General features: G+C 50.8%; 12 protein-coding genes and 1 pseudogene. 2 read left to right on the forward strand and 11 right to left on the reverse strand.

Annotation, left to right across the window (positions count from 1 at the left end; genetic code table 11):
• Positions 1-130: 130 nt before the first annotated feature.
• From RA27_RS22030 to RA27_RS22060, 7 genes are all read right to left on the reverse strand, one after another.
• Complete coding sequence (locus tag RA27_RS22030; RefSeq protein ID WP_039544128.1) at positions 131-646, reverse strand: hypothetical protein; 516 nt, start codon at positions 644-646, stop codon at positions 131-133.
• 1 nt (position 647) lies between these two features.
• Entirely contained in the window at positions 648-2369 is a 1722-nt protein-coding gene (locus tag RA27_RS22035; protein WP_039544131.1) for a ShlB/FhaC/HecB family hemolysin secretion/activation protein, read from the reverse strand.
• Complete coding sequence (locus RA27_RS22040; RefSeq protein WP_039544133.1) at positions 2369-2908, reverse strand: invasion associated locus B family protein; 540 nt, start codon at positions 2906-2908, stop codon at positions 2369-2371. The genes RA27_RS22035 and RA27_RS22040 overlap by 1 nt, the downstream gene beginning before the upstream one ends.
• Complete coding sequence (locus RA27_RS22045) at positions 2899-3264, reverse strand: hypothetical protein (protein WP_039544136.1); 366 nt, start codon at positions 3262-3264, stop codon at positions 2899-2901. The genes RA27_RS22040 and RA27_RS22045 overlap by 10 nt, the downstream gene beginning before the upstream one ends.
• A 53-nt stretch (positions 3265-3317) precedes the next feature.
• The gene (locus RA27_RS22050) at positions 3318-4130 is read right to left on the reverse strand and encodes a tetratricopeptide repeat protein (protein ID WP_052265447.1); all 813 of its coding nucleotides are present in this window, start codon (positions 4128-4130) and stop codon (positions 3318-3320) included.
• Positions 4131-4556: 426 nt separating this feature from the next.
• Positions 4557-5057 (reverse strand): cold shock domain-containing protein, encoded by a 501-nt coding sequence (locus RA27_RS22055; RefSeq protein ID WP_039544142.1) that lies wholly within the window; start codon positions 5055-5057, stop codon positions 4557-4559.
• 901 nt (positions 5058-5958) lie between these two features.
• Positions 5959-6264 carry an H-NS histone family protein gene (locus RA27_RS22060; protein WP_039544145.1) on the reverse strand — a complete coding sequence of 102 codons (306 nt, stop codon included), beginning with the start codon at positions 6262-6264 and terminating at the stop codon, positions 5959-5961.
• A gap of 1150 nt (positions 6265-7414) precedes the next feature.
• On the opposite strand from RA27_RS22060, the gene RA27_RS22070 reads away from it, so the two are divergent.
• Complete coding sequence (locus RA27_RS22070) at positions 7415-7843, forward strand: YHS domain-containing (seleno)protein (protein ID WP_039544149.1); 429 nt, start codon at positions 7415-7417, stop codon at positions 7841-7843.
• Between the two features lie 1713 nt (positions 7844-9556).
• Here RA27_RS22070 and RA27_RS22075 read toward each other — a convergent pair.
• The 4 genes from RA27_RS22075 to RA27_RS22090 form a co-directional block, all read right to left on the reverse strand.
• Positions 9557-10075, reverse strand: coding sequence for a hypothetical protein (locus RA27_RS22075; protein ID WP_039544151.1), 519 nt, complete (start codon positions 10073-10075; stop codon positions 9557-9559).
• 95 nt (positions 10076-10170) lie between these two features.
• On the reverse strand, positions 10171-10731 hold the full coding sequence (locus tag RA27_RS22080) for a hypothetical protein (RefSeq protein ID WP_152610769.1): 561 nt from the start codon (positions 10729-10731) through the stop codon (positions 10171-10173).
• A complete protein-coding gene (locus RA27_RS22085; protein ID WP_039544159.1) occupies positions 10724-12385 on the reverse strand; it encodes a hypothetical protein in 1662 nt (553 codons plus the stop codon). Before RA27_RS22085 ends, RA27_RS22080 begins: the two co-directional genes overlap by 8 nt.
• 150 nt (positions 12386-12535) lie before the next feature.
• A complete protein-coding gene (locus RA27_RS22090) occupies positions 12536-12802 on the reverse strand; it encodes a hypothetical protein (protein WP_039544163.1) in 267 nt (88 codons plus the stop codon).
• A gap of 286 nt (positions 12803-13088) precedes the next feature.
• Between RA27_RS22090 and RA27_RS24785 the strand changes: the two are divergent.
• A pseudogene (locus RA27_RS24785) lies at positions 13089-13277 on the forward strand (IS5/IS1182 family transposase); the annotation flags it as partial.
• Positions 13278-13529 lie beyond the last annotated feature (252 nt).

Below are 13529 nucleotides of genomic sequence, written 5' to 3' on the forward strand. Positions count from 1 at the left end.
GTCTCTCAAACATACGTCTAAACATGGGAAATTTCCGGAGGTCCAAGATCCTGCGCCGAAGAATCGTCCTCGGCTTCAAACGGGTGCCCGAAACAAAAGCGGTATGAGGCTGCTGTTCCGGGCGTTGGTGCTATTTGGGTTTTTCGTTCAACGCCATGTACGGCGTTCTATAGGTATAGTTGTCATTCGGGCGGTTCCCGCGCCCCGCTGCGATCCCCGAGGCCAACAACGATCCGATCAACCCGTGCTGCGCCCCAGAACCCGCAATCTGTTCTGAAGTCAGATTGCGAACACCGACAGTCTCGTGCACATCCTTGTTCTGATGTCTGCAGGCCAGATTGAGGGCAGAAGTTTCAAGCCCATAAACAGGCAGTTTAACATTTGCAGGGGTCTGGTACGACGTATGGAACTTATCACCGCGCAATTTGCACTTGATTCCAGCCAGTTCTGCCCGTTTTCCGTTTTCGGCGTAGATGAAAGTGCGGGCCGGCAAAGTCACATATTTTTGGACCGGCGCTTTGGACGTCACTTTGGGCTCGACCGGAGGAGTGGTTATCTCCTGTAACGGTGTTGATGCGCAGGCCGACAGGCCAAGGGCGGCAATCGCCATCCCTGCAAACAGTTTGAGCCGGGTCTTCTTCGTCATTCTAAAACTCCATTCTGAGACTGACATAGCCAACAGTCTTGTCCGACTCGAAGGCCGGATTGGTATTTGGCGAGGAGTCATCGGGTCGGCTTAACGCGTGGGCTACCTGCATCTGCAACGTGACCTGATTGTTCATGATGATATCCGCGCCCAGGCTGACACCCGCCAGATGATCCTGTGACCAGCGGCGTAAAGTCGATGGTTTGACATATCCAAAATCGAGCCCGGCGTTCATGCGCACTTCAAATTTAGCGGCCTTGTAAGCACCCCATTCGACTGTGTTGCGCAGATAGATACCGGTATCGCCATAGAGGCTGTTGTCGTGAAAACCCCGAACTGTACTCCAACCGCCAACGCCGAACTGTTCAATGCCGGGCAGGATATCGTCCGAGTATTGCCCGGCCAGAGTACCCCGGTAGGTCAATCCGCTTTTCCCAATCGGAGCAGAGACATCAGCGCGGAGTTTCACCAAGCGGAACTCCTGATCGATGACACTGCGTTCGGGAATGTCGGCCCCCAGCGCATCGAGGCCAGCCTTCACACCGATATTCCAGAAGAGTCGACCCTGTCCGATTGTCTTTTCACCCCGCAGACCCAGCGAGGCAATTGTCAAGCGTTGGCGTTGGCTGGTGATGTCGATACCATTGATCGAGGTTTTGGTTCTGTTCAGCTTCAGATCGCCGTAGGCATATATCTTCGACGTCTGATTGCGCATCAAAAGACGCTCGGTCAGCAGGATCAAATATTGGCTGCGTCCTTCCGTGACAAAGGACTGGTTGATGCCCTGCGTGATGAAGCGATAGTCGCTGGCTCCAAAGTCTGCATTGAAAAGCCAGTTACCGACCGGCAGACCCCAGTTGACAGAAACAGAATCCGAGTAGCGCTCTCCGCGCTCCTCAAACGGCGTGGTCGTAATTCCGATCCTCAACTGATCATTGAGGTTCAGTCCGTTGTCGAGACCAAAGATGCTGGTTCCCTTGATGCGGCCAGTAGATTCAAAGCCGGAATTGTCGAATTGGAAATCCAAGTACCATGGGCGGCGGTCCTGCACGTCAACCTGTATGAAGGACCCGCCGGGCGTTTCTCCAGGCACCAACTGGAACTGCCCGCTGGCCGACCTCGGTGCGTTAATATTCTCGAGGCCTTGCTCCAGATTGCGCAGGTTCAGAAGATCTCCGCGACCGGTTGGAAATGCCGCGTTCAGTCGTGCATCCGCAGGCTTGCCGATGCCGTAAACATAACCTTCGATCCGACCCGGCACGATGGTGATCGCCAGAGACCCGTCCGCGATGTCCTGTTCGGGTACATAAGCGCGGGTCGTGATGAACCCCAACTCCTGATAGAATGTGTTGATCAGGTTCAATGTCTGCGCAATGTCGGCCGCTGTCGCACAGGTACCAATCAGATCGCGATATCCCTTAGGCTCTTCTTTGAAAGCTTCAAAACCTTCGAGGTCAATGCTGCGGATTTCAAAGCACGGCCCGCCCGGAGGAGGGGCATAGAACTCCGCGCCAGCGGTCTGATCCTGAACCACATCTTCACGCTCCTCAAATTCCCTACGTCGACGTTCCTGTTCTTCCGTCTGTTGGATTTGTTGCTGTTGGATGTCATTGCCAATGTTCCGCAATTCATCCGGCAAGATGCCTTGTGCCAAGCCACTTGAGGACATGATCAGCGACACTGCGGCACTAATTGCTACGGGTAGAAGGAGGCGCAGGCTCATCAGTTACCACCGTCTGCGCTGAATTGGGTATAAGCGGCGGTGAACCCTCGCAACGAAATAGGGAATTCAACCGCTTTGTCGCGGGCTGTCCAAACCCGTGCATTTACAATCAGCCCCTTGCGAAAGGCAGACAAGACATCGCCATCCATCCGAAACCCCGCGTGGCAGCCAAGCTGGTCGCAAACCTCGTAGAGAACCTTGAAGGGTCGGCGGTTGTCTACGTGCAACTCAATGCCTGGTGCCAGATAGACACCAACAGGAACCGTCATGACTGCATAGCTTTGGTCTGTGTCTTCATCGTCAGACACGCTCAGTAGGAATACAGGCAGGCCATTCTCTTCGGCGGAAACGCTCTGCAGCATCTGACACACGGCTTCCTCTTCTGTCGGCTGACACAGCACGCGCCAGTCCGAAAACGTCTGTTCAGTAGGATGGACGTCTGTCTCCTGTGCGAAGGCGGCTGAGTTGACCAGCGCCAGCTGACACAGAACACCAATTCTGGCCGCTAACCGGTACACGGCCCCCGGGTTCATGAGCATTTGAACTTGTACGTCATACGAACATGCGGCGTGTTCACCGGAAAACTTGCTGTTTGGACCAATTGGCCTATGGCTGGATTCCATGTCTTCTGTGTGTATGTGGTCTGCTTGTTGAACTGTTTCGACACGGTTCGGGACATGATGGTCGCGGGCCCGGCGCAAATCTCGTTGAACGCGTTCTGGCTGAACCTGTCTTGCTGATCAGCGTGGTTCTCGCGAACTTCGATCGTGGCCGTATAGCTGCCGTCACCTGACGGAGAAACGCCATACAGGGTTTTGAGTTGCTCAGGTGACGTTTCGGTACATCCGCTCAGGACACTTAGAAGAACAGCGGGAACTTTGACGAAATTGTTCATGTTTGAAGAAACCTATCTGATCTGGCTGAAGGTCGAAGACGTCCAATTCCGCGCTATTGCGCAGCCTGATCTAGCGGCGTTGCTTCCCATTCGCGGGCAAAGCTCTGTGCTGCCTCCAGATCATCACGATCCAGCTGTGCATTCAGTCTATCTCGCAGAGCGCGGGCCTCATCCATGCCCCGTGCGGAGGCCAGGTTGGCAAAGCCATGCGCTTTGATGAGATCCTGATCCACGCCATTCCCTGATTGATAGGCTTTTGCCAGCTCGAAGAGCCCCAACGGATTGCCAGCTCCCCCGGTGCGGGAGAAACTCTCAAAAGCAGTCTCAAAATTCTGCGCTACACCTGCGCCATCGCGGTAGGCTTGACCCAGATAGTTGATTGCAGCCACGTGGTTCAGCTCTGCAGCTTGCTGCCAATAGGTCGCAGCCTTGGCCGCATCCTGGTCGACACCTTGCCCGTCCGCAAAAAGCAGCCCGCAGTTGAATGCGCTATTGGCATCACCGGACTCTGCTGCCGCACAGATCAGTTCTGCCGCGCGCTGATAATCCTGAAGAACCAAATCGCCACTCAGGTACATCAATCCGAGCCTGTTTTGTGCCAGTGCGCTGCCCTGATCGGCCGCTGCGCTATAGAGTTCGACAGCGCGGCGCATGTCACGCTCAGTTCCCAGACCCAACTCAAACAGGCGTCCAATGAAGAATGCACCATCCGCGTCCCCGGACTCAAACGCCACCTGAAACTCCGCAACAGCTTCGGAAACGTCCCCTGCCTTAAGTAAGGCAACCGCACTTGGCACATCCGACAATGCAGGGCCAAATAGAAATGTACCGACCCCCAAACCTACAATTGCTGACAATACTCGCAAGACTAAATCCTTCTGTAGTGCTCACCCCCTAATAGATTGATCTCTTGGTGGAATTTAGGGGGAAAATGGTGGAAATAGAGGCGCCTGGTTTTCGCCGCAATTGGCCAACGGAAGACACAATCGTGCGTATAGATCATGCGGATCAATTCAACGATTTAGGACATCGGCACCCTAAAAAGTTGCGTACGCTTTCTCGCAAATTTGCAGGCTCTCTCTATAGCTCGTATACACGCTCCAATACCAGAAAAACATAAGGTAGCATTTGATGTCTTGCAGCGCAGCCTCACTCCGATCGCAATTCTACTCGGACATCTTGCCACAAGATGATGTTGGTACTCCCAGTTCCAGGAGGTGAACCCCGAAATCAAACGAAACTTGAAAACTGCGAGTTTACTTGCGCTGATATGGCGCAGAAATAGAGCAACTTCACCCGACCCAAGGCTTCACGCAATACACCACGCGTCCGATCTGGTCCTCTCTGATCAAAGCGGCCAGTGCTTCACCGGTTTGGACCCGCCCAATACCAGCATTTTCCAATATGTTTGCATGCAAAAAACAATCCGTCCGGTCATCGAACATATTGACAAATCCATATCCTTTTTCCGATGAGAACCATTTGACCCTGACAGGTACAAAACAGTCTTTTGAGCAGGTATCCGAAACCAAATCCAGTTCCTGAAAAGTTTCGTCAGTACCGAACTCGACTACTTTCAAAAGCTCTACAACCTGCAACCCTTTCCGACCCGCTGAGACTTCAACAACCACGGTACAACCCTTCGCCAGTGAGTTTACACCAAAATTGAACAGGGTGTTTTGATGTAATAGAGCTTCTTGCCCGGTCTCGTCACATACAACAAACCCAAAGCCCCGCTCGACAGAAAACCATTTTATCTTGCCGGTTAGCTGAAACTCAGATCCACTCACCATGAACAACCTTCCTCAGAAAAACGCTCGACTTAGCATGCGTGGACCCGGCTCGGTCACACTAACGTTCAAGCAAACTGAAATGTTACCTCAACACGGCGACGCTGACGTCGCGACTCATTGGCGGTTGATGTCCAAATTGACCGACAAACGCAAATGACCGCGACAAAACTTTGATAAAGAACGCGTGAGCGGACTGCTGCAGCTGTCGAAAGGATCCTTGTTCCGACCACCAAACAGCAAGACTCGAATGTCATGGGTAATGAAATGTACCAATCAATTGGACCATCGTGATTGCTCGACTTTTTAGGCGATGTCTAACCTCCACTTCGCCAGAACTTTCTATCGATACCCTCTGGAAAATTCCCAGTGTAAAACATTCCGAGCCGCGACGCGAAGAGCGAGTGGATCGTATGCCGTTCTTCCGTAAGGACAGACGAACAAAACCGGAGTGCAACTTGGCTCAGAGGCTTTCGCAGATACGAGAGCCAACTTGAGGGAGGTTCTAACATAGCTATCCATTCTGGCGATGGCCGAACCACCGAGAGATAGATTGCCTGGAATGGTGCGCAGGCTGCGGCAGGCATATTTCCAACGATGAAAGCGCAGTATTCACTGAATCTGAACCAATCCAGGCGTTTCCCGTCACCCTTCGCTAAGAGTCAGGTTGAGCAACACATGCATAGCAACGGCGTCAGCGCTGGAAGAATTCCAGATGTAAAATCTTACGAAGTTAGTCACAGATTCACAAATCAACCTCATTGCAAAAGGAAGTCTTGCGCAAGATGGTCTTGCCAGACCTCCTGATGAACGGGGAGTCGTGGTGCGTTGGGTCAAAAACCCGGGAACGAGCTATGCGTCGATGGTTTCGATATAACGCATCGACGCTCAGATTGCACCGGGCTCAAATCTCCAAATCAACCAGGTCGGCGCCTGAATTCAGTGCGTCAACCAGCCAACCAGGCTTTCGGCCCCGACCCGACCAGGTTTGTTCTTTGTCGTCAGGATTTCTATATTTGGCCTTGGCTTTTGGTTTTCCACGTTTTGGACCTGCTACAAGTTCTTCCAACGAAAATCCAAATTCCGCCGCGGCCAATTCTGCCGCCTTTCTTGCATCAACCAAGTCTCGCTTTTCACTCACAACTAGAGCCTTTTCAACTTTAGACTGAAGCTGCCTCAGTTCGGCTGACGACATTTTTGAAAGATCCATTGTGCCTTACCGCTGTTTTTTGAACGCCTTGCTGTTTAAGGGTAACTACTTCCTTTGTAAATATTCCCACTCAGACCCCTTCTCCTGCGCGTGCGAACGAAAAGCGACGGCAAGCTTTTAATATTACAGCTCGACGAAACCTCTGAGATTGGTTTTTCGCGCAATAATGACAGCTGTTCGCTTGAGCATGGTCTCTTCAATGTCGCACCCACCGCTAGCAGAGCTGATTTGACTAGATTCTCGCCCCTCGAAACACGGCTGAAAAATATATGAGCAAACAAAGCTGGCGCCTTCCAAAGATTCGCCGAGTTCGGATACAACACATGCTCACGCAACTTCACAACGCCGTTTCCAAGGTGTTTCAAACTTGAACCTGGGAAATGGGCAAACTAGTCAGAAACGGGTGTACTTCCTATGCCGAGTCACTCAAGTCCGCCACGGCAAACGAGCGTACATGACCCCCTCATGTTGCGTTGAATTCTGCCTCTCAGATTCAAAGGTTTTCGTGGCGGGCAATACACAGAATCAAGTGCCATTGAGTGCGGTGTTGGAAATTCTCCCACCGTTTTCTGAAGCGGATTCTCCTGCCCTAAGACAATTCAAACTCTGATTAGCGGCTTTGTTTGCCGGCGGAAGTAGCAGCTTGCGGGAGATCCGATGGGAGCGCCAGAAACCCACCAAATTCAGGTGTTTTGACAAAAATTTCGTGAACGAAACGACCGGCAACAGGCGAATATCCAAAAAAATAATTCGGGATCGTAATTTGGGCCTGATCCTGGTCTTTTCTCATAAACACTGATCGCACTGGACCCCCAGCAAGGTCTCAAGGTCGTATAAATCACAAATTCAAGATATTAAATGTCATCAATCTAAAAGCGGATAGATCCAGTCGGAAGTTCTGTTCGTCAAACTACTACACAGTCGCAAAAGCAAGAGAATCTCGATACATCAACGCGAGCACTGAAACAGTGATAGTATTTTCTTGATGACTGTTTATTTCTCAGTCAGTCAACATTGTGCGAGTCTGAACTTGCTGGAACGACTGATGCAGCCATACTTCGAGGCAAAGACAACAAATGCAAAAAGCGCCTCGAACCCGCGAGCTCATTGTTGGTGCAGCAAAACTGAACCTAGTTGGAGATCATCTTAGATGACGAAAAAACTTCTCGCAGCAATGGCCTTTGCTGCAACGACTCTGGCGCTGCCAGCGAGCGCAGCCGATACACTCGGGATTGCGTTCGCGGGTTATGATCCCGTAACATATTCACAAGGTGCACCTGCACAGGGCAAAGCGAAACACTACCACCTTTGGAACGGTACACTCTGGTATTTCAGTTCTGAAGAAAACCGGGATACATTCGTTGCCGATCCAGCGGCCTACGCACCTCAATTTGACGCCTACTGCGCATGGGCCGCTTCTCAAGGTTACAAGCGCCCCGGAGATCCCAACGTAACGCAAATTGTCGATGGGAAGCTTTATACCTTCGTCCATGAAGGCGCGCGAAAAAAATGGCAGGAGAACATTGAAAAACACATCACTGATGGCGAAGCCAATTGGGAACTCATTGAACCCTTTTGAAGCCTGATACGATTTTCGTGCGGCGGTCTGTTTGACCGCCGCCAGTGCGTTCCCCGCAAAAACAAACGAAATGCAATATGAGTTCTGATTCCAACAACAGGATCATTTAGCTCAAAGAAATCATTTTTGAAATCTAGGGAATCAAGATGCCGTTATCCGCGACGGGCCAGCTTCTCAGACGCGACTGAAACAACATCTTGGTAGTTTGAACTTGGGTTGCTACCGAGCGGCCCTGATGAACTGACAAAAAGTAACACTGACGACAGGCCAATACGTCAGCCGCGCAATGCGATTACCTGGTGTTACGACTGCGCAGATAGTGCCACTTACAGACATCATGGAAAACCAGATACGACCAGGGTTTCGCTGGCAGCGCTAAATTTGAGCTCACGAGAGCAAAATCGCCTTCTACTGGTGGCTCAAGTTAAAATGATAGAATGGCTTGACCATTCTTTGTTTCGTGCACCAGAGTTGCTTTGAACTGACCTGTTGGTTTCGTCAGATACCAGGTTCGAATTTACCCAGTACCCAAATCAAACCATAGGTCTGTATTTGAGCCATGTCATTGTGGTGCAGACAATTAGTAGTGTCGACAATTTCCCTTTCCAGCTTGAGTACGCATTGCTCTGAGAAGGGCGATCCTTTTTTGGATTTTTGGGCATCGATTATCACCCGGATACAACGATCAACGTGATCCCAAAATTGTGAGTTGCCTACCATCTGCTTCAGGCTTTTAAGAGCGCGTGTCGCAGATGGTGATTCACCGACTTACCCCCTTATGTGACATGGCACCCTCCCAACCCTCGCACAGGCCGGGAGGGTGCAGCCTTTCCTCAATTATCTGCGATGGGCGCTGGCCAGTTTACAGCGCCAAGCACATTCGTTGGTTGTTCTCGCCTGAAATGCCTATCGGGTTGATCTGTTTGCGCGGCGGTGCTGAAAACCGCAAGTGCCCGCGTCAGTCATGTTGTAGTGTGACTAACTTCATCCCAATCGTTTTTTGGAACATGAATGTCCGAGAGAAAAGGTACCCGTGCTTAGTTCAAATTGGCGGCACAGGAAGGGAAGCGGCAAGGAATTGCAGACCAATTCAGGACCAACTCGTTTCAAGCGATTGCTAGCGCATACGAGAATCCCCCACTGACCAATTTGTGAACTCGAAGTCAGCACATCGGATCTCAAATCGCTGGAATAGCACCTAATTTTAGCACAATACTGGTTTCATAGGTTCAGCGGAATTTGCTGATGACCTCTCATCGGGCTGGACGTGATTTCTGCAATCTTTCCGCTCCAGTTTGAGCCCCGCCCAAGTGCTTCTTTCCTCCCTTGGGCGGGGAATCGAATTTGGTTTCAACTGTGCTGCTCGATTTCCCGAATGGCTTGCATCATAAGTTGCTACAATGACTGGTGCTGAGTAGCAGACATCGTCATCGCCAACTATGTTCGGCATGTACCAATTCGAGTATCACTTGTTGTAAATTTGCTCCCGCCTCCACCGATGTCATCGACGTTCCTGAGCGCTCTCACTTTTCGGAACCTTGTATTTGGCTTTGCGTTCCCGAATTCGAGAGCGGCATTGATTTTGATAACCTGTGATCGGGCGGCGTGAGGTCGGTTTCTCAGAATGAATTTTGAGCGCCTGGTTTCAATTGAAGAAGCCGATACTGCGCGATATGCCGTTCTGGGAACTTGACTAAACCGGGTGAACACTCCTCATCCTGCTTTCTTTATATTGTCGCTTTTGCCTGAACGTTCGACCAAATTCATTACAGCAACAAGAACTACACCATAAAGAATGTGGCCGACCAGCGCGACCCATGTGATTCCAGTGAAGTTTAGAAAAAACGGGAGCCCGGCGATCGCGGTGATACCGCCGATGGCAAATACCCACAATGCAAAGCCGTATACCGCTGAAGGTAAAAACCATTGAGAGCCGTCAAAGAATTGGCGCCATACTGGTGCGAACACAAACAACCATCCGGCCGGATAGCCCACCAGGCCAACCAAATAGAAATGAACAAAATACCCCGCAAACTCTCCATTCGGCAAACCAAGCTTTGCGAGCAGGCTACGCGCAAGACCGTGTGGCGAGAGATTGGCGAACCCAAGCGCAGGGCTCACGAGTTGCCCCCATAGATCAAAGGCGTTACTTGCGAAGAACCCTGAAACAAACATCAGACCGAGAGTTTGAAAATTAAGACTCGGAAATCTGTACGGTTTTGCCGATGTCATGAGTATTTCGTCTCCTAAGTTGATGCTGAATCATGGAAACTGCGCCAGTTCATTCACGCCAGTTGCCAAGGTTGAGTATTGTACGGATTTATGAGTTATTGCACTCCACAATCCGCAGTTTGCCTCTCAAACTTGTAAACGTAGTAGTGAAAACTGTTGTCGCTGGATGATTGCCAACTGACCTCAGACTGCCCACCCCATTCATAACAGTTGAGAGCCTTGAAGTAACCACTCTCGCGAACCACGTCCTTTGCATCGGAATGCCGATGCAGAAAATACGCTATTGCCGTGTTGTCATCTAGATCCGGAACGCCCACGACGCTGGCCTGACAGCTACTGCCTTGTTCTGCTTGTCCGGAATTCAAATCAAACTCCAAAGCTACAGATGCTATTGCATCAGATCCAAAGCGCAGTGCGAATTCGCAGTTTTCGTTCGGATTACAATGCTCCAGGCCACCCTCTACCATGGCGTTGGCGTCCCTGAGGTTTAACGCTGCACCACATCCAACAACCAGCGTATGAAGATCTGATTCATTCATCGACATCGCTGAAGAAGCGAAAAGTGTTGCGCTCATTCCAATGAGAATGGCTCTGGAAAATCTTTTCATTGTTCGTGGTCCATGAAGCTTCAGCATTTGAGTGGCGAATTCACTCACTGGGACTCACAAATCTCTGCATGGACAGTTGAATGGCGCCGGCCGAGCTCGAGCCTGATCCTGAATTCACCACCGCCAGTGCATAGTTGCCAGGCTCAAGGATCGGCATAACCTGCGAGAATAGCCCATCCTGGTTCGTGCTTTCAGCAATTTTTTGATTGGGTCGCTCAGTGTCGTACAAAATCAGCTTAACTGGATTACCCAGAGCGGCAGCTCTAACAACAAGGAGGCTGAATTCATCCACGTTGAATTCGTACCACTTTGATTGAGATGAGACGAAGTCGCTTTTCAAGATCGTGGACTGGATCGTGCCAAGATCGGTCATGAGGCCCAATTTGTCATTTGGCACCAGATGACCCGCATTTACGGCTTCCCTTTGGAGCATGGCATCGGAAAGCGGTACAATTTCGAGTTCGACATTACCTGTCCCTTCTCCGCGAAGACCACCAAATTCAATACAATATTTCCCAGAAGGCAGTTGCTGTTCGAGGCGACTATTTCTCCCTAAACCATCTGCATCGTCATTCTGACCGATCAGGTTTAGTGAGCTTTGACCCAGGGCATACAGCTTGAGTTCGGTATCGACATCGCCGCTCGTCGTGGTCAAACGCACCTTCATTGTCTCGGGCAGTTCAAAAAGAGCAACATCAGTTGTGTTCTGTACATTTGCAAAGGTTCGATACGGTTCAGATTCAGCGGCATCAACTTCTTGAACCAAACCCGCGAATTCCGCCTCACGACATTGCTCGAGCGTTTGATCATACTCATTCTGCGGTGAAGGGGCTTCGCGCACCGTTTCTGCAACTGCGTCGGCTGGCTCTTCATCGAGCACGTTTTGCCCCACATGAATGCGAAAGAAGCCTGGCTCCCTGTTCAAACTACTTATTGCTACTGTGTATCGGCCCACAGGCAACGGACGAATTGACCTAATCAGGCTATTTGTCCCCTGCCCTCCATCGTCGTCATGTGCCACGCGATCGCCAAATCTGTCGTAAACCTGAAGAACAGTGTCGAAGTCGTTGCTGTGTGCCTCAAAAACAACGGGCATGGCCTCCGTCAACTCAAAGTCGAATGAGTGAGACATATCATCCTGCAAAGCCATTGAGCCGCTAAATTCCAGTTGTTCCACTTCGGCATTTAGGTAAGAAATGTCAATTGGCTGATCAGCGTACTCGACCGCCGCCACATGCGCGAGAATTGGTATGGTCGCGTCAAAACCACCCGGGAGGCCTACCCCAGCAAGTATGCGCGGGACTGTGGAAACTTGCAGGCAGTACCGCCCTTCCGGAATCCTAACATCCAATCTGGAGTTGGTGTCGCGACCTCCATCATCATTTCTTGAGATGACCTCGCCATCGGAATCAAACAACAACAGAAGTGGATCTGTCGTTTCGGAGTCTTGTTCACCAAGTGTTGTCTCAACATTAACGTGCGCGCCGACTGGAAACGAAAGTTCAAAATACACGGGCTCGCCCCGCATTATATGTGCGTCTAAATTAAAGGCCTCCTGCTCGGCTCCCTCAATCACCAGATGTTGCTGCACCAGGTTCGATGGTTGACCGCAAGCCCCTGTTTCTTGAGCAAATGTCGACGTTGAAGCACCAAGGCAGGCGCCCAGAACCGAGACAAAGACACATCGTTTGGTCAAATACATATTTCCTCCAAGAATAGGAACTCGCCACCCGCAGGCAGCGGGTCTTTTGAATTCACGGGCAAACGCCCCAGCGCAAAACACTCTGAGCCTGCCCGTGTTCAAATCAGAGTGCCGACCCGACCTCACCAGCCGGAAGGTCAGGTCAAATTATCAAGAATTTGCTTCTTCGATAATTTCGTCATAGTAGGCGCACAAACCCGAGATATCTCCACTCGTTTGTGCAGCTGCAACTTTCTCTTGCATTTCTACGGAGATTTCCTGCATCCGTGTTGGATTAGCCGCTGCAATCTTTTGCATTGAGGCGGCCAATTCTTGAGTTTTTTGCGCCACGTTCTCTGGAGTGCAGCTATCTTCGGCGGCAAGCACACCGCCTGCAGAAATGCACACGAAGGACAAGGCGAGGAGTGATTTTTTCATTTTTCGGTCTCTTCCATAGTATTCCGGGGAACCCGGCGCCCTTAGAAATTTCAAAAATTCGTCGCAGCGGCTAGGGGGAAAAAATGCAATTTATCAGCACCATAAGAGGTTCGGAACGCCGATCGAATGAAGGGCCCAAGGCCCGGCCATGGTTGTCAACTCAAACTCTGAACAACGTCCAAAAAAAGCGGCTTCTCTGACTTGGCTTCGCTCGAATTTTACGTTGGTGCCAGACCCTCAGAATTGAATCGCTGGTTCCGACACTTCCTTGGATCTAAGAGCATGAATTCCTGGTCAAAAATCACGCGACAAACCCGTCCAGTGCAACAAACGGCGCTATAAACACTGTAACCGCATCGTGATCAAGTTCGGGCGCCCGAAAGGTTTGTGGCGCGTTGCAACCCGATATGACAGAAGCCCAATAGTCTTGCTCTCAGCCATCGCTCTCGCGACTACCGACTTGTTCTGGCTATAAATCAATGAGACTTGGGCCTAGACAGTATCTGTCAATTTAGTCGGCACCTTCCCTCTGCAAAACGGTTGTACTCGCAGCCGCCGCAGTCTTTGCAGTTGCTCTTTGTTGGGGTTATTGGGCAATGTGGTCTATCTAAGCTCAGGATATAGATTGTGAAATCTGATGGAACAGTCGTTCAAGTCCCAAAGAGCTTTTCGCGGCCTTCCCAACGTTATGAAGTTTGTCTCGTCATCGCCATCCAATGTGAATACA

The sequence above is a fragment of the Ruegeria sp. ANG-R genome, from assembly GCF_000813985.1.
In the GTDB taxonomy this organism is placed as follows: Bacteria; Pseudomonadota; Alphaproteobacteria; order Rhodobacterales; family Rhodobacteraceae; genus Ruegeria.

Coding starts and splice junctions, on each gene's coding strand:
- RA27_RS22085 (WP_039544159.1), bottom strand. CDS start 12,385: ATGTATTTGACCAAACGATGTGTCTTTGTCTCGGTTCTGGGCGCCTGC.
- RA27_RS22045 (WP_039544136.1), bottom strand. CDS start 3,264: ATGAACAATTTCGTCAAAGTTCCCGCTGTTCTTCTAAGTGTCCTGAGC.
- RA27_RS22055 (WP_039544142.1), bottom strand. CDS start 5,057: ATGGTGAGTGGATCTGAGTTTCAGCTAACCGGCAAGATAAAATGGTTT.
- RA27_RS22090 (WP_039544163.1), bottom strand. CDS start 12,802: ATGAAAAAATCACTCCTCGCCTTGTCCTTCGTGTGCATTTCTGCAGGC.
- RA27_RS22030 (WP_039544128.1), bottom strand. CDS start 646: ATGACGAAGAAGACCCGGCTCAAACTGTTTGCAGGGATGGCGATTGCC.
- RA27_RS22035 (WP_039544131.1), bottom strand. CDS start 2,369: ATGAGCCTGCGCCTCCTTCTACCCGTAGCAATTAGTGCCGCAGTGTCG.
- RA27_RS22070 (WP_039544149.1), top strand. CDS start 7,415: ATGACGAAAAAACTTCTCGCAGCAATGGCCTTTGCTGCAACGACTCTG.
- RA27_RS22060 (WP_039544145.1), bottom strand. CDS start 6,264: ATGGATCTTTCAAAAATGTCGTCAGCCGAACTGAGGCAGCTTCAGTCT.
- RA27_RS22040 (WP_039544133.1), bottom strand. CDS start 2,908: ATGCTCATGAACCCGGGGGCCGTGTACCGGTTAGCGGCCAGAATTGGT.
- RA27_RS22075 (WP_039544151.1), bottom strand. CDS start 10,075: ATGACATCGGCAAAACCGTACAGATTTCCGAGTCTTAATTTTCAAACT.